General features: G+C 70.0%; 2 protein-coding genes (both only partly in view). Both read right to left on the bottom strand.

The window, feature by feature from the left end; genetic code table 11:
• Positions 1–4,490, bottom strand: partial view of an amino acid adenylation domain-containing protein gene (locus LVJ94_13935; GenBank protein ID WXB08332.1) — the start only. Its footprint begins 14,737 nt before the window's first position; 4,490 of the gene's 19,227 nt are visible here — the first part of the coding sequence; its start codon is at positions 4,488–4,490; its stop codon lies beyond the left edge, outside the window.
• Positions 4,487–22,069 carry the 3' portion of an SDR family NAD(P)-dependent oxidoreductase gene (locus LVJ94_13930; protein ID WXB08331.1) on the bottom strand. 927 nt of this gene lie beyond the right edge of the window, so the window shows 17,583 of its 18,510 coding nt (coding positions 928–18,510); its start codon lies off the right edge, out of view; the stop codon is at positions 4,487–4,489. Before LVJ94_13930 ends, LVJ94_13935 begins: the two co-directional genes overlap by 4 nt.

The raw sequence follows: 22,069 nt of genomic DNA, 5'->3' as shown, positions 1-22,069 counted from the left end.
GCGCGCGGCATGGGCGCGTCGATGGACGCTCGCTCGGGGGCTGCCGGCGCGAGGGCCTCGCGGAGAAAGGTCGCCACGCGGCGGGGCGATGGATGATCGAAGGCAAGCGTGGCCGGCAGGTTCACGCCGGTCACGAGCGCGAGCCGCTTGCGCAGTTCGACGGCGGTGAGCGAGTCCAGGCCCAGATCGAGAAAGCCCGTGTCCGGGTCGAGCTGAGAAGGATCCGGGTGGTGCAGGACCGCCGCCGTCTCCGCAAGCACGAGCTGCAAGATCTGCTGCGGCTTCGCCAGCCGCGCATCCACGCGCGCTGGCGGTGGAGCCACGGCGGTGCGGCGCGCCTCGGGAAGCTCGCCCAGGAGGGCGCGCGCGCGCGGCGACGCATAAAGGGGCGCCAGGAGATCCCAATCGATGTCGGCCACCGTGAGCGTCGTTTCATCGCGCTCGATGGCTTGCTGCAGGAGGGCGATGGCCGCTTGGGGATCCATCGGAAGCAGACCGCGCCGGCGAAGCAGGGGTTCGAGGTTGGCATCGGCCATGCCCGCCCCGCCGCCCCATGCTCCCCAGGCGATCGCCGTCGCCCGATGCCCCCTCGCCCGCCGCTGCACCGCCAGCGCGTCCAGATAGGCATTGGCGGCCGCGTACGCTGCCTGGTGCATGCCCCCCAGCACACCGGCGAGCGATGCGAAGAGGATGAACGCGTCGAGGGGCCGATCTCCGAGCAGCTCGTCGAGGTTGCGAGCCCCTTGCACCTTGGCCGCGACAACGTCGGCGAATTCGGCGGGGGTCATGGCCTCGAGCTTCGTTTGCTGGGTCACACCTGCCGCATGCACCACGATGCTCGGGGCATCCCCCCGCGCTTCGAGCGTTTCCAGAAGCGCGGCCAGGGCGTGGCGATCGGAGGCGTCGCACGCGACCACCGTGACCCGTGCGCCCGAGGCCTGCAGCTCGCGTTCGAGCTCGGACGCGCCCGGTGCAAGCAACCCGCGACGGCTGGTGAGCACGAGGTGCTCCGCCCCTTCTTTCGCGAGCCATCGCGCGACGTGCGCCCCCAGCGCGCCCGTCCCCCCCGTCACGAGTGCGGTGCCGCGTGGCTTCCAGTCGCGCGTGGGCTTTCCGAGCGGCGCCCGAAGAAAGCGGCACGCGAAGACGCCCGACGAACGAACGGCGAGTTGGTCTTCCCGGCGTTCGCCGCCCAAACCTGAGAGCGCAGCGACGAGCCACCCCATCGTTCGCGCGTCGAGCGCTGGCGGAAGGTCGACGAGGCCGCCCCAACGCTCGGGATGCTCCAGCGCAAGGCTCCGGCCCAGGCCCCACGCGAGCGCTTGCTCGGGATGCTCGAGCATCTCCGCGGGGTCGACACGAACCGCCCCACGAGTCAAAAGCCATAGCGGCCGGTCGACGTGGGCATCGCCCAACGCCTGCACCAGCGCGAGCGCGTCCCCATCGCTTTCCTCGAGGCCGAGCCACGAGACGATGCCGCTCGGTGCTCCCGACGCGACGGATGCCTCGCGCAGGCGCTCCGCCAGCTCGAACCGCGTCGCATGGCGGGACCATGTGAGGAGCACGACCCCGGCGCCGTGTTCCGTGAGCGCTCGTCCCAGTGCATCCGCCATGTCGTCGCCGTCCGGCGCGACGAGCCACCACGTTCCCGAGAGCGCCGCGGAGGGCGGGGGCGCAAGAGGCTTCCACACCGTGCGGTAGCACCAGCGATCGGCATCGACGAAGTGACGAACGATCGGCGGTGCCTCGAGCCAAAAGCTCTCGCGTTGGAAAGCGTACGTAGGGAGCGAGACCCTCCGGACGTCGAACGGTGCGAAGAAGGACGTCCAGTCGAGCGCGTGACCGCGAACGTGCAACGCCGAGGCGGCCGCCACCAGGGCTTCGCCCTCGGAGCGGCCTTTGCGCATGGCGGGCGCGAAGACCGCGGTGGTCGAATCCGACAGGGCGTGCTCTGCCAGCGCACAGAGCACACCGTGGGGCCCGAGCTCGAGAAAGCCGTCGACCCCTTCCGACGCCAAGGTTCGCACCCCGTCGGAGAAGCGAACCGCCTCGCGCACGTGCCGCACCCAGTACTCGGGTGAGCCCAGCTCGCGCGCGGAGGCGATCGTGCCCGTCACATTGGACACGATGGGAATGCGCGGCGCACCGTAGGACAGACCGCGGGCGACGCCTGCGAAGGCCTCGAGCATCGCGTCCATGCGGTGCGAATGAAAGGCGTGGCGGACGGACAACCGCGTGGCCTTGCCACCGCGCGCTTCGACGTGCGCCGCAATGGCCGCAACCGCGTCTTCCTCGCCGGAGACGACCGTGGCCCGAGGTCCATTGACGGCTGCGATGGACACCCGATTTCCGTGCGCTTCCAGCAGCGGAATGACTTCGTCCTCGGAAGCCCGAAGGGCCACCATGGCACCGCCCGGCGGCAAATCTTGCATGAGCCGCGCGCGCGCCGCGACCAAGGTGCACGCATCGTCGAGCGAGAGGACGTCGGCCACGTGGGCACAGACCAATTCGCCGACCGAATGCCCGATGAGGAAATCCGGCTCGAGCCCCCACGAGGCGACGAGCCGAAACAATGCGACTTCGAGCGCAAAAAGTGCCGGCTGCGTGAAACGCGTTTCATCGAGCCGTGCTGCGTCCTCCGAGCCATCGGCCGCGAAAAGCACGGTACGCAGAGGCCGATCCCCATGCGCATCGAAGCGCGCACACACGGCGTCGAGGGCGTCGCGAAAGACCGGGTACGTCGCGTACAGCTCCCGCCCCATGCCCGCGCGCTGGCTCCCCTGCCCCGTGAAGAGAAGCGCGAGTTTGCCCCGGCCCTTCGCGTGACCGACCACCGCGTGGGCCAAAGGCTGCCCCGCGGCCACGGCGCCGAGCGCCTCGAGCACCTGCGCGCGGTCCCCCGCGATGACCGCGGCGCGCTCTTCGAAGTGGGCGCGCGTGGTCGCCAGCGAAAAGGCCACATCGCCGAGCGCCCCTTCCGCCTGCGAGGCGAGATGCTCACGCAGCCGCCCCGCCTGCGCACGCAGCGCCGATTCCGATTTGGCCGAGAGCAGGATCGGCCACGACGGTGCAGCGCCCCCCGTCCGCGCGGCATCTGCACCGCGCGGTGCCTCCTCGAGCACGATGTGCGCGTTGGTCCCGCTGATGCCGAACGACGAGACCGCGGCGCGACGGGGACGGCCTCGCTCGTTCCACGGCACCGGCTCCGTCAAAAGGCGAATCGTGCCCGCGGTCCAGTCCACGCGACGCGACGGCACCTCGGCGTGCAGCGTCTTGGGCAGCACGCCATGGTGCATGGCCAGCACCATTTTGAGGATGCCCGCAACGCCCGCCGCGGCCTGGGTGTGCCCCAAGTTGGACTTGATGGTGCCCAGCCAGAGAGGCTGCTCCGGCGTGCGTCCCTTTCCGTACGTGGCCAGGAGAGCCTGTGCCTCGATGGGATCGCCGAGGGTCGTCCCCGTGCCATGGGCCTCCACCGCGTCCACATCCGCGGGGGTGAGCTGGGCATGGGCGAGAGCCTGGCGAATGACGCGCTGCTGGGCGGGGCCGTTGGGCGCGGTGAGCCCTTGGCTCCGTCCATCTTGGTTCACCGCCGAGCCGCGAATGACCGCAAGCACCGGGTGGCCGTGACGGCGCGCATCCGAGAGGCGCTCGAGCAGCAGCAAGCCGACGCCTTCGCCCCAGCCGACACCATCGGCGCCATCGGAGAAGGCCTTGCATCGCCCATCCGGGGAAAGCCCGCGTTGGCGGCTGAACTCGATGAACGCCGTGGGCGTGGCCATGACCGTGGCGCCGCCGGCCAAGACGAGCGCGCATTCGTTCTTGCGCAGCGACTGGCAGGCAAGGTGGATCGCGACCAGCGACGAGCTGCAGGCCGTGTCCACGGTGACGGCCGGCCCGTCGAGGCCGAACGTGTACGCGATGCGGCCCGACGCGATGCTGGCACCGCTGCCGATGGCGATGTTTCCCTCGAAGGCCTCGGGCGCGTGGAGCAGACGCGCGCCGTAATCGTTGTACATGACCCCGACGAACACGCCGATGGCATTCGCCTCACGGCCATGGCCCGATGCCGGATCGATGCCCGCACGCTCGAAGGCTTCCCACGACGCCTCCAGGAGCAAGCGCTGCTGCGGGTCGATGGTCAGGGCATCGCGATGGCTGATGCCGAAGAAGCCCGGATCGAAGTGGTGCGCGTCGTAGAGAAAGCCGCCATCGCGCACGTAGCTCTTTCCCTTGGCCTCCGGATCGGGATCGTACAGATCCGCCCAACCGCGTTCGCCGGGAAACGCCGACACGGCATCGACGCCGTCCTGCAACAGCCGCCAAAGATCTTCGGGAGAACGGACGCCGCCAGGAAAACGGCAGCTCGCGGACACGATGGCGATCGGCTCGTGGGCCTTTTCCTCGATGTCGCGGAGCCGCTCCCGGGTCTGACGCAGGGCGGTCGTCGCCTTCTCGAGGTACGCGCGCAATTTCTCTTCTTCGGTCACTGGCCAAGCTCCATGTCGGCGACTTCCTGGTCGATGAAGTCGAAAAGTTCTTCGTTGGTGGCGGTTCGAACCTCTGCGACGTCCGCACCGCCGGCGGCCGCACCCCACTTGGACAGAAGCGAACGCAGACGCGTACCGAGGCTCGCCCGTGTCGCTTCGTCGGGCGGCGCGGCCGAGAGCGCAGCCTCGAGCCTGTCGAGCTCCGCGAATGCCGGTGCGGCGAGCTCGCCCGCCTCGGGCTCCGTCTCCTCTTCGAGGCGCGCCGCCAGCGCCGCGGGGGTCGGATGGTCGAAGACCAAGGTCGCGGGCAGGCGCACGCCGCTCGCGGCGGCGAGGCGGTTGGTCAGCTCGATGGCCAACAACGAGTCGAGCCCGAGCTCCTGGAGGGGCCGGTGGGACTCGACGCTCTTCGGCGTCGTGAGACCGAAAACGGTGGCCACCTCACGGTGCACGAGCTCGAGCAGCGTCCGCTCGCGTTCGGCTCGAGACAGCGGCGCAAGTCGTTGCTTGAGCAATGAAAGCGTCTCGACCCGGTGCGCGACGGGCTGGCGCACGGGAATGCGCTGCAGGCGCGCGGGAACCAGCAAAGGCTCGGAGCGCGCGAGGGCCGCATCGAAGAGGGCAAGGCCGTCTTCGGTCGAAATGGCCGCGACCCCGGCGCGATTCATCCGCGCCAAGTCCGAACCGCCACGGCGCGTCGCCATGCCGCTTCCTTCCGCCCATGGGCCGAAGGCCAGCGAGACGGCGTGCAATCCGAGCGATCGACGATGGTGCGCGAGGGCATCGAGGAACGCGTTGGCGGCCGCGTAGTTGCCCTGCCCTGGCGCGCCGACGACGCCCGAGAGCGACGAAAAGAGCACGAACGCGGCCGGGTCGAGGTCCCGTGTGAGCTCGTGCAGATTCATGGCGCCATCCACCTTGGGGCGGAGCACGTGTGCGAGCCGATCGGCGGAGAGCGTGCGCAGCACCCCGTCGTCGAGCACCCCCGCCGCATGAACGACGCCGGTGAGGCGATGCTCGGACGGAATGGAGGCCACGACGCCTCGAAGCGCGTCCATGTCGGCCACGTCGCAAGCGCAAATGCGAACGCGGGCACCGCTCGCGGCCAGCTCGCGCGTCAAGGCATCGGCGCCCGGAGCTTCCGGTCCACGCCGCCCGAGAAGGAGAAGATGCCGGACGCCGTGCGCGAGCACGAGGTGCCGCGCAACCAACGCACCGAGGCCGCCCGTACCGCCCGTGATCAGCACCGTACCCTCGGGGTCGAAGGGGCGCGCCGTCCCCGCCCCTCCCGCGAGCCGCACGAGCTCGGGGGTCGATGCCAGGCCGCCGCGCAGCGCCATCTGAGGAAGCCCGCTGGCAATCGCGGCGGGCAGGACACGGAGCGACGTCTCGCTCGAGTCGAGATCGAGCAGCGAAATGGCCCGCTCCGGATGCTCCGATTGCGCGGTGCGAACGAGCCCCCAAAGGGCCGCGTGGCCGAGATCGGCGACATCGTCCTCCGGCCTCGCGGCGATGGCCCCGCGGGTCGCGAAGACGAGCCGCGCCTGCGAGAACCTCGGGGTCTCGAGCCATGTTTGGACGAGAGAGAGCGCGCGATGGGTCGCATCGTGGGCCGCGCGCGCGGGGTCGAGCCCATCGCGTTCGCACCGCACGACGACGACGTCCGGCACGTCGTCGCCCAGTGCCGCCAGATCGACGCATGTCTCGATCCGGAGCGGGGGCTCGGCGGCCTCCAAGGGCCGAGGCTCCCAGACGACGCCGTGAAGGTTCTTGCTCACGTCATCGCCGAGGAAGCGGTCTACTGGCGCACTCTGGGTCGTGTACGCTTCGATGTGCCCGAGCGGGCTGCCTGCTTCGTCCCAAAAGGTCAGATCGGAGACGTCGCGGTCGCCGTCACCCTTTCGCACCTCGTGCTCCGCCCATGACGGCGCATCGTGATGGCGTCCGTACCAAACGATGCGTTCGATGGCGAACGGCAGCTTCGGGACATCGGGGTGTGCCTCCGGCCCGCGCTCCGCGTCCATTTTGCTCCAGCGCACGAGGGCGAACGCGTTGTCGATCAAGCCGGGCGGCAGCGGCGCGTCGTTCGCGGGGACCCCCGGGGGCGCCTCGAGGTGCCCGAGGCCCGTGCGCTCCCGTGGCTGGCTCGCGCGACGGAGCCACCACCACGAGGGGCCCCATTCGATGTGCACCGAGCGCAGAACCTCGTCGAGCGATGTGCGCGCGTCACTTGCTTCGAGCGCGGAATCGGACGGCGGCCGCGGCGCACTCGTCCGCGAGGCGCCGGGGGCCATGCACGCGACGACGGCGGATGCATGAATGGTCCATACGCCGTCGATGCGCGTGGAAACGATGGCCGACCAGCCGGCGTCCTGCTCGGGAAGGGCGGTGAGCTGCACATGCAGAACGGCACGTTCGTCGGGGCGCTCGAAGCTGCGGGCGCGGAGGAACTGCACGTCGCGGATCTCGATGGCCTGCGAAGGCCAGTGGGACTCGCCGACGGCCAGGAGGACGGCCACGTAAAACGCGCCCGGCACCACGACGCGCCCGTAAACGACGTGACTCTCCAGGTAGGTCTGGACGCGAGGCCCGATCTCCAGCGTGTGAAGAACGGAGCCATCCGGCAGATCGTAGCGATCGCCCGCGAGAGGGTAACGCCCGCTCGACACCGCGGTCCCGCCACCGAAGGCGCGCGCGCTGGCACGCCAATGGCGCTCGCGTTGGAACGGGTACGTCGGAAGGTCCACACGGCGAGCTCCGAGCGGCGCGAAGAAGGCCGCCCAATCGACGGCGTGGCCGCGGGCATGCACCTCGCCGAGGGCGAGCAGCAACGTCTCCTCGTCCGGGCGATCCTTGCGCAGGGCCGGCGAGAACGTCCCCTGCACCGAGGCTTCGCGCCCCATCGCGCAGAGCGTTCCGTGGGGCCCCAGCTCGAGGTAGTGCCGAACGCCCTCGGCCTCGAGGCTCTGGAGGCCATCGGAGAAGCGAACCGCCCGGCGCACGTGGGCCACCCAATAATCGGGCGACGCCAGCTGCTCGAACGTCGCGACCTTTCCCGTCACGTTCGAGACGATGGGAATGCGCGGCGGGCGAAACGACAGACCGCGCACCACACCGGCGAAGGACTCGAGCATCCCGTCCATGCACGGCGAGTGGAATGCATGGCTCACGACCAAGCGCGCGGTCTTGCGGCCGAGTGCTTCGATCCGCCGCGCGATGGCCAGGACCTCGGTCTCCTGGCCCGACACGACGGTGGCGTTCGGGCCATTGATCGCCGCGATGGAGACCTCGTTCTCACGCCCCTCGAGGAGCGGGACGACGTCTGCCTCGGAGGCCTGAAGTGCGACCATCGCCCCCTCCGAGGGAAGCCGTTCCATGAGCGATGCGCGGGCGGCCACCAATGTGCACGCGTCGTCCAGCGACAGGAGCCCCGAAACGTGGGCCGCGACGACCTCGCCGATGGAGTGCCCGAGCAGAAACTCGGGCTCGACGCCCCACGATGCGACCAGGCGGAACAACGCGACCTCCAGGGCGAACAGGGCCGGCTGCGCGAACCCCGTTCGATGGATGCGCGCCGCATTCGGCTCTCCGTCCGATGCGAAAAGCACCTCGCGCAGCGGCGTCTCCAGCTCACGATCGAGGCGGGCGCACACCGTATCGAGCGCCTCGCGAAACACGGGGAAGGCCTGGTAGAGACCGCGCCCCATTCCGGGACGCTGGCTTCCCTGGCCGGTAAAGAGCAGCGCGAGCTTTCCGCCTTCCTTGGCGTGGCCGAGTGCCACGCTCCTCGGCGCCTCCCCGCGACCAAGGGCCGTCAGCCCCTCGAGCAACTCGGTGCGATCGCGCGCAACGACCGACGCGCGCCGCTCGAACTGTGAACGCGCCACGGCCAGCGAGAACGCCACGTCGACGCGGTGGAGCTCGGGATGCGCCTCGAGGTGCGCGCGAAGCTGCGTGGCCTGCGCGCTCAGCGCTGCATCGCTCTTGGCCGAAAGCAGCATCGGCAACGGACAGGGCGCGTCCTCGCGGGCCGCCGCCGGGGGCTCTCCCTCGGGCGCTTCCTCGAGGATCACGTGGGCATTGGTACCCGAGAGTCCAAAGGCCGAAACCGCCGCGCGCCGAGCTCGCCCCTCCGGCGCGGGCCACGGACGCAGCTCGTCGACGACGCGCACGGGCAGCTGCTCCCAATCGATGTGCGGGTTGCGCGGATTCGTGTGCAGCGTCGCCGGAAGCGCGCGGTGCCTCAACGCGGCGATGACTTTTGCAACGCCCGCGAGGCCGGAGGCGGCTTCGAGGTGCCCGACGTTGGTCTTCAGCGCGCCCAACCACAGCGGCCGTTCGCCGGAGTGTCCCTCTCCGTAGACGGCCGCCAGCGCGCGCACCTCGATCGGATCGCCCAGCACCGTGCCGGTACCGTGGCACTCGACCGCGTCGACATCGGCGGGGCCGAGCTTGGCGTCCTCGAGGGCGGCGCGCAGCACTTTCTGCTGCGAGGTGCCGTTGGGCGTGGTGAGTCCGCTGCTCGCACCATCGTGGTTGACGGCGCTGCCTCGGACGATGGCCAAAATTTTTCGCCCATGGGCGTGGGCATCGTGGAGGCGTTCCAGCGCAAGAACGACGACGCCTTCGCCGCGACCGTAGCCGTCGGCCTCCGCGGAGAAGGTGCGGGACCGCCCGCCGGGTGAAATGGCACGGCTGCGCGCGAGCAGCACGAAGGCCTCCGCCCGCGACATCACCTGCGCACCGGCCGCCAAGGCGAGATGGCACTCCCCCCGGCGCAGCGCCTGGCATGCCACGTGGAGCGCGACCAGCGACGACGAACAGGCCGTATCCAGGGAAAGCGCGGGCCCTTGCAATCCGAGGGTGAAGGCCAAGCGCCCCGCGGCGAACGACGGCTGCGTCCCCGTCATCGCGTAGATGTCCGCCTCGGCGTCGACGGCGCGCGCCGCACCGTACTCCCCCGGTCCGATGCCGACGAAGACACCGGTCGGCGAATCCTCGAGCGCCGCGGGGACGAGCCCCGCATCCTCGAGCGCCTGCCACGATGTCTCGAGCAAGAGCCGGTGTTGCGGATCGATGTGACTCGCCTCGCGCGGGCTGATGCCGAAGAAGTCCGCGTCGAACGCATCGACCCGATCGAGAAATGCGGCCTCGCACACCTCGTCGAGGTCGAGCCCGCGACCGGCCGGCGCCGGCCCCACCGCATCGACGCCCGATTGCAACAGGGCCCACAGCCCATCGAGATCGCCGACCCCACCCGGCAAGCGCAACCCCATGCCAATGACGGCAATGGCGTCCTCGCCGCCGCGTGGAGACGCCGAGGGCTCCGCTTTCGCCGGCATCGTGCCGAGCAACGGGGCCATGGCCTCGAGAACGAAGGCGGCGGCGCGACGGGGCGAGGGGTGGTCGAAGGCGAGGGTCGAGGAAAGCTCCGTTCCGCTCGCGGCTTGGAGTTGATCGACCAGCTCCACGGCCATCAGCGAGTCCAGCCCGAGGTCGACGAACCCCGTATCGGCGTCGAGCAGCGACGCATCGTGGTGGCCGAGGATCGACGCCGTTTCCGCGAGCACGAACGCCGTGAGGTGGCGCAAGCGATGGCGCGGCTCGAGGTCACGCAGTTGCGTGGGTAGCGCGAGCAGCACCTCGTCGTGCGCGGATGGCGCCAGGGTCGAGGCTCGCCGTGCCTCGGACAGCTCGTCGAGAAGGGGACGCGCGCGCGCCGCGGCGAACGATGGGGCAAACCGCGACCAATCCACGTCCGCCACCGTGAGCGTGGTCTCGTCGTGATCGAGCGCCTGTTGCAGAGCGGAAAGCGCGAGCTCCGGGGCCAAGGTCTTGATCCCGCGGCGCTCGAGCTGCTCGCGTGCGGAGGCCTCGAGCATGCCGCCACCGGCCCATGCGCCCCACGCGAGGGCCGTGGCCGTCAGCCCGCGTGCGCGGCGCTGCTCCGCCAACGCATCGAGGTAGGCATTGGCCGCCGCATACGCCCCCTGCCCGCCGCTTCCCCACGTGGCGGCGATCGATGAAAAGAGCACGAACGCATCCAGCGGCTTTTCACCGAGCAGCGCATCGAGGTGCGCGGCGCCCAGCGCTTTGCCCGCGACGACGCGTTCGAGTTCGGGAATGGTCATCGCATCGAGCGGCGTTTGCTGCGTGATCCCCGCCGCGTGCACGACGGCGCGCAAGGTATCTCCTGCGGCCTCCAGCCCTGCGAGGAGCGCGGCGAGCGCCGGGTGATCCGCGGCGTCGCAGGCGGCCACGGTGACCCGCACACCGAGCGCCTCGAGCTCACGCTGGAGCGTGCCGGCGCCTTCCGCTCGGACGCCGCGCCGGCTGGTGAGCACGAGATGCTCGGCACCATTTCGAGCGAGCCAGCGCGCCACCTGGCCGCCCAGCGCGCCCGTGCCGCCGGTGACCAGGACGGTGCCGCGCGGCTTCCACCGGCGGGCGGGCGCCGTGCTCTCCAGAGGCGCCCGGACGAGGCGGCGCACGTACCGATACACGCCGGAATCCAATCGACGGAGCGCGAGTTGGTCCTCGCCGTGCGGCATCGCCAATGCGGAGACCAGATGCTGCATCACCGCGTCGTCGGGCACCTCGGGAAGGTCGATGTGGCCTCCCCAGCGCTTGGGCATTTCGAGGGAAACGACGCGCCCAAAGCCCGCCGCGAGCGCCTGCGACGGATGCAGGACGGGATCCGAATCGCCCACGGAGACGGCGCCGCGGGTCACGATCCACAGAGGCGCATCGACCGTCGCTTGCACCAAGGCGAGCAACGGCGCCAAACCTTCGCCCACGGCGCGGTCCATGCCTGGGCCATCGGCGAGCAACGACACGATCCCCCGCACGTCGTCGAGCCCCTGGAGGGCATCGCGCAGACGTGGGGCCAGGCGCGCGCGGTCGGCATCGGCCTCGGTGAGCAGGAGTGGGACCACCCGCGCACCGCGTTGGGCAAGCGCGCGGGTCAGCCCACGAACGACGTTCGTTTCCGCCGCACCGGCCCCCAACGCCAACACCCACGTGCCCGAGGCATCGACCGGCGAATGGCTCGCGGGAGACGCCGCCGCGGGCTTCCAGTGGATCCGATAGCGCCACGCATCGAGCGCGCTCTCCGGCGCGCGCGCGCCATGCATCGCAGGGCCATCGGGCCAGTAACGTTCGCGCTGGAAGGCGTACGTCGGCAAAGGAACCGTCCGGCCTTGGGGCAGCACGCGGCTCCAGTCCAAGGGCAAACCGTGGGTGTGCAGCTCGGCGAGGGAGAGGAGGAGGCGCGAGAGGTCTCCCTCGTCGCGACGGAGCGAACCGACGACGGCGGCGGGGAGATCCGAAGCCTCGACGTTGTCGCGCAACGCGAGCGTGAGCACCGGATGCGGGCTCACCTCGACGAAGAAGCGATGGCCCTCCTCGAGCAGCCCCGAGGTCGCATCGGCCAAGCGGACCGTTTGGCGGAGGTTTTGGTACCAGTACGCGGAGTCCAGTTCGGAGCCATCGAGCCGCCCCGCGCGCACCGTCGAGTAGAACGGAATGTTCGCGGATTGCGGTGCGATGTCGGCAAGCGCGTGGGTGAACTCGGCCTCGAGCGATTCCACGTCGGCGCTGTGGCCCGCGTAATCGACACGCACGCGGCGGGCGAAGATCTTCGCCGCATCGAGCTCGCGCGCCAACGCATCGAGGGCTTCGGGCTCGCCCGAAACGTGCGTCGATCGTGGTGCATTGACGGCGGCAATCGAGAGGCGCCCGGCGAACGGTTCGAGGCGCCGGCGAAGGTCGTCCGCGTCGAGCTCGACGGCAAGCATTCCGCCGCGCCCCGCGATGTTCGTGAGCGCGCGGCCACGCGTCGCGATCACCTTGGCCGCGTCCTCGAGCGAGAGCGCACCGGCCACGTGCGCGGCGGCGATCTCCCCCTGGCTCTGCCCCACGACCGCGTCGGGGGTCACACCCCAGGAGCGCCAAAGCGCCGCCAGCGACACCATGACGGCAAAGAGGGCCGGTTGCACGACGTCGACGCGCTCCAGCCGCGCGCCATCACCGCGAAGAACTTCGAGCAGCGACCAATCGACGTGCGGCGACAGGGCGCGCGCACACGCTTCGAGGCCCGCGCGAAAGACGTCGGACTCGACGAGCAGCGAACGCGCCATGTCCGCCCACTGCGAGCCTTGTCCAGGAAAGACGAAGACGACCTTGCCGCGCACCTTGCCAGCACCGGTCGCCAGACCGCGCGCCCCTTCCCCCCGCGCGAGCGCCGCGAGCGCGTCGAGCAAGCCCTCGCGATCGTCGGCGACGACCCCGGCGCGGTGGTCGAAATGCGTGCGCGACGTGGCGAGCGAATGCGCGATGTCGGCGAGCGAATGCTCCGGGGATGCCTCCACGTGCGCGCGAAGCCGCGCCGCCTGCGCCCGAAGTGCGGCCTCGCTCTTGCCCGAAACGACGACAAGCGAGGGACCCGATGCATCGACCTGCGCCTGCGGCCGCGCGGAAAGCGCTGGGGCCTCCTCCAGGATGACGTGCGCATTGGTGCCACTCAGCCCAAAGGAAGACACCCCCGCGCGGCGAGGCTGCCCGTTCATCGGCCAGGGCATCGATTCGGAAAGAAGGCGCACCGTCGCTGGCGACCAATCGACGTGCGGCGACGCCTCGCCGGCATGCAGCGACTTGGGCAAGACCCCGTGCTGCATGGCGAGAACCATCTTGATCACACCGGCAACGCCGGCCGCGGCCTGCGTGTGCCCGAGGTTGGACTTGATGCTCCCCAGCCAAAGGGGCGTCTCGTGCGTGCGCGCCGCACCGTAGGTCGCGAGCAGCGCCTGCGCCTCGATGGGATCCCCGAGCGTGGTACCGGTGCCATGCGCCTCGACGGCGTCGACCTCGCGGGCCGAGAGGCCTGCGTCGGCCAAAGCTCGACGAATGACCCGCTGTTGCGAGGGACCATTCGGTGCCGTGAGCCCTTGGCTCCTGCCGTCTTGGTTCACGGCCGAACCTCGGATGACCGCGAGGATGGGATGGCCGTGGCGCTTCGCCTCGGAGACGCGCTCGAGCATCAGCATGCCGACGCCTTCACTCCAGCCGGTGCCATCGGCCGCGGAGGAAAACGGGCGGCAGTGACCGTCGTGGGAGAGAGCACGCTGGCGACTGAACTCGACGAACGTGACCGGCGTGGTCATGACCGTCACACCACCCGCGAGCGCGAGGGAGCACTCGCCGCGACGGAGCGCCTGACAGGCCAGATGGATGGCCACGAGCGACGAACTGCAGGCGGTGTCGACGCTCAAGGCTGGCCCCTCGAGCCCCAGCGCATAGGCAATGCGGCCCGACGCGATGCTGGCCGTACCCCCCGTTCCGATGTACCCCTCGAGATCAGGCGCCGCGTCGAGCAAGCGCGCGCTGTAGCCCTGCTCGATGATCCCGACGAAGACGCCCGTGGGGCTTCCGTGCAGCTGCGCAGGAATCATGCCTGCGCGCTCCACGGCCTCCCACGCGACCTCGAGCAAGAGACGATGCTGCGGATCGATGGCCACGGCTTCGCGCGGGCCGATGCCGAAAAAGGTCGGGTCGAAACGGTCGGCGTCCTGGAGGAAGCCGCCTTCGCGCACGTAGCTTTTGCCTTTGGCCGTGGGATCGGGATCGTAGAGTCCCTCGAGGTCCCATCCGCGCCCTTCGGGGAAGGCGGAGATGGCGTCGGCCTCTTGGTGAAGCAGGCGCCAAACGTCCTCGGGGGTGTTGGCTCCGCCGGGATAGCGACAGCCCATGGAGACGATGGCAATGGGATCGTCGCTGGGGCCGGCCATGGGAACCGGCGCCTCTGTGTGGGCACCGAAGAGTTCCCCGCCCAGGCGGCGCGCGAGCGAGCCCGGGCTCGGATGATCGAAGAGCAAGGTGGTGGGAAGACGGAGCCCGGTGGCCGCACCGAGGCGATTTCTCAGCTCGACGGCCATCAATGAGTCGAGGCCAAGCTCCTGCAAGGGCTGGGATGGATCGAGGGTCGCGGCCGTGGCCATGCCCAGAACGGACACCGCCTCGGCCGCGACGAGTTCGAGCAGGGCGCGTTCGCGGTCGCCTTCCGAGAGGGGCGCGAGGCGTTTCGCCAGCGACGCGTGCGGAGCGGTGCGCTCGCTTTCCTGCCGTGGCGGGCGCACGGCGGTGAGGTCGAGATGCGCGGGCGCGACGACCGGAAGCGAGAGGTTCAACGCGGCATCGAAAAGAGCGAGCCCCTCGGCGGGGGCGAGGACGCGGATGCCCATCCGCGCCAGCCGTGCGCGGGCGGCTTCGTCGAGCTGCGACGCCATGCCTGCGGATCCGCCCCAGGAGCCAAAGGCGAGCGAGAGGGCCGCCTGCCCGCGCGCAGCGCGATGATGGGCCAGCGCGTCGAGAAAGGCATTGGCCGCCGCATAGTTCGCCTGCCCCGGGCTGCCGATCAGCCCCGCCAGCGACGAGAAGGTGACGAAGGCACGAAGATCGAGGCCTTGGGTGAGCTCGTGCAGATGGAACGCCGCGTCCACTTTGGGCCGCATCACGCGGGCGAGCCCCTCGGCGGTCAGCGAGCCCACGACGCGGTCCTCGAGGACGCCTGCCGCGTGAACGATCGCCGTCAAGGGATGCTCCGCGGGTACGGTCGCCAAGATGCGCTCCAGCGAGGCGCGATCGGCGGCGTCGCACGCGAGCAGTGTCACCGAGGCGCCCGATGCCGTGAGCGCGTTCACCAAGTCGCCGGCACCCGGCGCCGATGGGCCCTGCCGCGACATCAGAAGAAGATGGCGAGCCCCGTGCTTTTCGACGAGGTGCTTGGCCACGAGCGCCCCCAGGCCACCCGTGGCTCCCGTGACGAGCACGGTGCCATGCGGGTCGATCCGGCGTGGGCTCTTCTCCGCCGACAGGCCAATGCGCGCCAGCCGCGGAGCGAGCACGCGGCCTTCGCGCAGCGCGAGCTGCGGTTCATCGACCGCGAGCGCCATGGGAAACGCGCGGAGCGAGTCTGCGTGCCCGTCGGTGTCGACGAGCGTCAAGGAAGCGTCGGGGCGCTCCTGCTGAACCGAGCGCACGAGGCCCCAGAGGGGTGCGGCACCGAGATCGAGGACGTCTTCCTCGGATCGCGTGGCCACCGCTCGGTGGGTGACGATCACCAGGCGTGAGGACACGAGGCGCTCGTCTCCGAGCCACGCCTGCAGCAGTGCCAGCACGGCCGCCGTTGCACCGTGCGCCGCGTCCACCGCGTCGCCCTGCGTCTGGCACTCCGCCACCACGATGGGCGGCGCCTCTTCTCCTTCGTCGAGCGCCCTTTGCAAGCCGCTCAAATCCATTCCGCGTAGGTGCAGTTCGCTCGACGCCGTAGCAGACGGCACCACCGATGGAGCGCCGGCATCCTGCCAGCTGGAAGCCGGCGATCCATGCTCGGCCCACTCGACCCACTCGACACGATAGAGTGATGGCTCACGTGCGCTCGATGGGCTTTCCGGTGCGTCGAGCCAATAGCGTTGCCGCTGGAATGCGTACGTCGGCAGCTCCACGCGACGCGGGCCAAATGGCGCGAAAAACGCCCGCCAGTCCACCGCGTGACCGCGCGTGTGCAGCTCTCCAACCGCCGACACCAGCGTCTCCACCTCCGAACGACCCTTGCGCAGCCCCGCCACGAACGTCGCGCCGGACTCCGTCACGCTCTGCGGCCCCAGCGCCGTCAACACTCCGTCCGGCCCCAGCTCCAGGTACCCACGAACGCCGCTCCCCTCCAGCGTCCTCACCCCATCCCCAAACCGCACCGCCTCCCGCACGTGACGGACCCAGTATTCTGCACGCCCCATCTCCTCGTCCGTCGCGCGCGCGCCCGTCACGTTCGACACGATCGCAACCTGCGCTCGTCCGTACGTCACACCCTCCGCCACACGCCGGAACGCCTCCAGCATCCCCTCCATCCGCGGTGAGTGGAACGCGTGGCTCACCACCAGCCGCGTCGTCTTTCGCCCCTGCGCCTCCACCGCGCGCGCCACCTCCACCACCGCCTCCTCGTCCCCGGAAAGAACCGTCGCATGCGGGCCGTTGACCGCCGCAATCGACACCTGCTCCTCCTTGCCAACGAGAAGCGGTCTCACCTCCGCCTCCGATGCTTGCACCGACACCATCGCCCCACCCGGCGCAAGACCCTCCATCAGCCGCGCACGCGCGCACACCATCGAACACGCATCCGTCAGCGACAGAACCCCCGACACGTGCGCCGCCACCAACTCCCCCACCGAGTGCCCAAGCAACGCGTCCGGCTTCAACCCCCAACTCCGCACCAGCCGATACAGCGACACCTCCAGCGCAAACAGCGCTGGCTGCGTGTTCCCCGTCCGGTGCAGCCGCTCCGAATCCTCCGCCGCGAACAACACCTCCCGCAACGGCCGCTCCAGATGCACGTCCAGCCCCGCACAAACCTCGTCCAACGCCTCCCGGTACACCGGGAACGTCTCGTACAACTCCCGCCCCATCCCCACCCGCTGGCTTCCCTGACCCGTGAACAGAATCGCCAGACCGTTGCGCCCCTCTCCCCGAGGGATCGCGGTGGAGTGGGTTCGCGACAATGCTTCGAGCTCGCCGTCGAGCGCAAAGCGGTCCCCCGCGCGCAGCACCGCACGGTGCTCGAAATGCGAACGGGTCGTCGCGAGCGAACAGGCCACGTCGAGCAACTCGAGCTCGGGGTGCGCGTCCAGATGCGCGCGGAGCCGCGCGGCTTGCGCGCGCAACCCCGCTTCGCTCCGAGCCGAAAGTGCAATCGGCCATACCGAGGGCAACGACGGCGGCCACTCGATATACGCCTCGGGCTCCGCCATCGGAGCTTCCTCCAAGATGACGTGGGCGTTGGTCCCGCTGATGCCGAACGACGAGACTCCCGCACGGCGCGGCCGCCCGGTATCGGGCCACGGAATCGATTCCGTCAAGAGGCGAAGGGCCCCCGAGGACCAATCGACGTGGGGGGACGGACTTTCGGCGTGAAGCGTCTTGGGCAAGAACCCGTGGTGCATCGAAAGCACCATCTTGATGATCCCCGCGACACCCGCCGCCGCTTGCGTATGACCCAAGTTGGACTTGATGCTTCCCAGCCAAAGAGGCCACTCCCGTGAGTGTGCCGCTCCGTACGTGGATGCGAGGGCCTGCGCCTCGATGGGATCGCCCAAGGCGGTGCCGGTGCCGTGGGCTTCGACCACGTCGATGTCGTCGGCCGAGAGGCGCGCATCTTCGAGCGCACGACGAATGACGCGCTGCTGGGCGGGCCCGTTGGGCGCCGTGAGCCCTTGGCTCTTGCCGTCTTGATTCACCGCCGAGCCACGCACCAGTGCGAGAACGGGATGACCTTTGCGCTGGGCATCGGACAGCCGCTCGAGGAGCACCATGCCCACGCCTTCCGCGAAGCTCGTGCCATCGGCCCCGTCGGAAAAGGCCTTGCAACGCCCGTCGGGCGCCAGCGCACGCAGACGACTGAACTCGATGAAGGCCGCGGGCGTCGCCATCACGAAGACGCCCCCCGCCAGCATGAGGGAGCTTTCGCCCCTGCGCAGCGATTGGCAGGCCAGATGGACCGCCACCAGCGAGGAACTGCACGCGGTGTCGAGGCTGAACGCCGGCCCCTCGAGTCCCCACGTATAGGCGATGCGCCCGGAGGCGACGCTGGCGGCGCTGCCGATGCCGATGTAGCCCTCGAAGGCCTCCGGTGCGCGCTGGAAGCGGCCACCGTAATCCTGCAGGCTGACCCCGACGATGACGCCGGTGGAGCTTCCTTGGAGCGAGGCGGGATCGATGCCCGCGCGCTCGAACGCCTCCCACGACGTCTCCAGGAGCAAGCGCTGCTGCGGATCGACGGCCAGCGTTTCACGCGGACTCATTCCGAAGAACACGGGGTCGAATCGATCGGCGTCGTGGAGGAAGCCGCCCTCGCGCACGTAGCTTTTACCTTTGGCCTCGGGATCCGGGTCGAACAGCGCGTCGTGATCCCAGCCGCGCGAGATGGGAAATCCTCCGATGGCGTCCGTGCCGCTCTGGAGCAGTTGCCAGAGTTCGTCGGGCGCATTCGCCCCGCCCGGGTACCGGCATGCCATCGCGACGATGGCGATGGGCTCGTCGTTTTCCACCGACGGCGGGGCGGCGGGCGTCAGCTCGGCGTTTTGGCGGCCGAAGACGCGTTCTTCGAGCCACCCGACGAGGCTCACCGGGGTCGGGTGGTCGAAGAGCAGCGTGGCCGGCAATGCCAATCCAACGGCGGCACCGAGGCGGTTGCTCAGTCGGAGGGCCATGAGCGAGTCGAGGCCGAGATCTCGAATCGGGCGATCGCGCTCCACGGCGTCCGAGGAGGTCAACCCGAGAACGGCGGCGATCTCGGTGTGCACGATGTCGAGCAGCGCGCGATGGCGCTCGCTGGGCGACAGCGGGGCGAGACGCTCCGCGAGCGGGCTAGCCGAAACGCGCTCCGCCGCGGGATTCCGCTCCGAGCCGCGGGCGAGGCGCCGGAGGAGCCACGGGAGAACGTCGTCGTCTTCGCGGGACGAGGTCACGGTGAGGTTGGCCGGTACCAGCAGTGGCTCGCGGCCCGAGAGACCCGCGTCGAACAAGGCGAAGCCCTCCTCGGGCGCGTGCGCGGAAACGCCGAGGCGCGCGAGGCGCGTGAGATCGGCCGGGCCGAGGTGCGTCGTTCGATCGCGGTCCGTCGCCCAAGGTCCCCAGGCCAGGGCGACCGCCTCGAGCCCCCGGGCCCGTCGATGGTGGGCAAGGGCGTCGAGAAAGGTGTTGGCCGCGGCGTAGCTGGCTTGGCTGGGCGCGCCCAGCACGCCGGCAAACGAGGAGAACAAGGCGAAGACGTCGAGGTCGAGCCCCTGCGTGAGCTCGTGCAGGTGGAACGCCGCGTCGATTTTCGGGCGAAGGACGCGGGCGATGCGCTCGGGCGAGAGCGCTAGCACGACGCCGTCGTCGAGCACGGCCGCCGCGTGGACGATGCCGGTGAGCGGGTGCTCCGCCGGGATGGACGCGAGCAACGTGCGCAGTGCTTCGCGATCGGCCACGTCGCACGCGACCACCGTCACATGGGCGCCGGCGGCGGTGAGCTCGCGCGTCAGGTCGTCGACACCGGGGGCGGAGGGTCCCTGCCGCGAGGCGAGCACCAGATGCCGCACCCCGCGCCGCTCGACGACGTACTTCGCGATGCGCGCACTCAGCGGGCTCGTACCTCCGGTGATGAGCATCGTGCCTTGCGCATTCCACGGTCGATGGCGCGCGGCGGCCTGCATGGGCACGCGTACGAGCTTCGGCCCGAGCAACGTCCCCTCGCGGAGCGCGAGTTGAGGTTCGTCGACGGCGAGCGCCATGGGAAGCGCGCGCACCGAGTCGGGGTGGGCGTCGGTGTCGAGAAGCACGATGGCGCGCCCGGGGTGCTCGGACTGTGCGGAGCGCACGAGGCCCCAGAGGGGTGCAGCACCGAGATCGAGGACGTCTTCCTCGGGGCGCGTGGCCATCGCTCGGTGGGTGACGATCACCAGGCGCGAGGACACGAAGCGCTCGTCTCCGAGCCACGCCTGCAGCAGCGCCAACACGGCCGCCGTTGCACCGTGCGCCGCGTCCACCGCGTCACCCTGGGTCTGGCACTCCGCCACCACGGTGCGCGGCGCCCCTTCTCCTCCGTCGAGCGCCTTTTGCAAGCCGCTCAAATCCGTTCCGTCGAGCCGCCAATACGCCGCCGGCGAAGTCCTTGCGCTCTGCGCGACCCACGCGACGCGGTAGAGCGATGGCTCACGTGCGCTCGATGGGCTTTCCGGTGCGTCGAGCCAATAGCGTTGCCGCTGGAATGCGTACGTCGGCAGCTCCACGCAGCGCGGGCCAAACGGCGCGAAGAACGCCCGCCAGTCCACCGCGTGACCGCGCGTGTGCAGCTCTCCAACCGCCGACACCAGCGCCTCCACCTCCGACCCACCCTTGCGCAGCCCCGCCACGAACGTCGCCCCGGACTCCGTCACGCTCTGCGGACCCAGCGCCGTCAACACTCCGTCCGGCCCTAGCTCCAGGTACCCGCGAACGCCGCTCCCCTCCAGCGTCCTCACCCCATCCCCAAACCGCACCGCCTCCCGCACGTGACGGACCCAGTATTCTGCACGCCCCATCTCCTCGTCCGTCGCGCGCGCGCCCGTCACGTTCGACACGATCGCAACCTGCGCTCGTCCGTACGTCACACCCTCCGCCACACGCCGGAACGCCTCCAGCATCCCCTCCATCCGCGGTGAGTGGAACGCGTGGCTCACCACCAGCCGCGTCGTCTTTCGCCCCTGCGCCTCCACCGCGCGCGCCACCTCCACCACCGCCTCCTCGTCCCCGGAAAGAACCGTCGCATGCGGGCCGTTGACCGCCGCAATCGACACCTGCTCCTCCTTGCCAACGAGAAGCGGTCTCACCTCCGCCTCCGATGCTTGCACCGACACCATCGCCCCACCCGGCGCAAGACCCTCCATCAGCCGCGCACGCGCGCACACCATCGAACACGCATCCGTCAGCGACAGAACCCCCGACACGTGCGCCGCCACCAACTCCCCCACCGAGTGCCCAAGCAACGCGTCCGGCTTCAACCCCCAACTCCGAACCAGCCGATACAGCGACACCTCCAGCGCAAACAGCGCAGGCTGCGTGTTCCCCGTCCGGTGCAGCCGCTCCGAATCCTCCGCCGCGAACAGCACCTCCCGCAACGGCCGCTCCAGATACACGTCCAGCCCTGCACAAACCTCGTCCAACGCCTCCCGGTACACCGGAAACGTCTCGTACAACTCCCGCCCCATCCCCACACGCTGGCTTCCCTGCCCCGTGAATAGAATCGCCAGCTTCCCCGGTTGCCTCGCGTCCCCGAGCAGCGCGCGCGGCGCAGGCCGGCCTTGGGCGATGGAGTCGAGCTCCGCGAGCAGCCCTTCGCGATTACCCGCCACCAGCACGGCACGCTGCTCGAAATGCGACCGCGTCGTGGCCAGCGAAAACACCACGTCCCGCAGCTCGAGATCCGAATGTGCCGCCAGGTGTTCCCGCAACCGAAGCGCCTGCGCCCGAAGCGCGTCCGCGTCCCGCCCCGAAAGCACGAGCGGCCATGCGTCGAGGCCCGCTGCGTTGGGCGCGGGCGTCGACTCCACGGCGGGGGCCTCTTCGACGATGACGTGTGCATTGGTCCCGCTGATGCCGAACGACGAGACACCGGCGCGGCGCGGACGTTCGCGCGTGGGCCATGCGAGGGGCTCCGTGATCAAGCGAAGCGTGCCCTCCGACCAATCGACATGGGGAGACGGCGCGTCCGCATGCAGCGTCTTGGGCAAGAGCCCGTGGTGCATGGCGAGCACCATCTTGATGACGCCCGCCACACCGGCCGCTCCCTGCGTGTGGCCAAGGTTCGACTTGATGCTCCCGAGCCAAACGGGGCTCTCCTTCGCGTGCGCCTTCCCGTAGGTCGCGAGGAGTGCCTGCGCCTCGATGGGATCGCCCAAGGTCGTACCGGTGCCGTGGGCCTCCACCACGTCGACCTCGCCGGGCCCGAGGCGCGCGTTGGCGAGCGCGCGTTGGATGACGCGCTGCTGGGCAGGGCCGTTGGGCGCGGT

It is taken from the genome of Sorangiineae bacterium MSr11367, assembly GCA_037157805.1.
Classification (GTDB): domain Bacteria; phylum Myxococcota_A; class Polyangia; order Polyangiales; family Polyangiaceae; genus Pendulispora; species Pendulispora rubella.
Note: the sequence above shows the minus strand (reverse complement) of the source record. Positions and strands in the feature narration are given on the sequence as shown.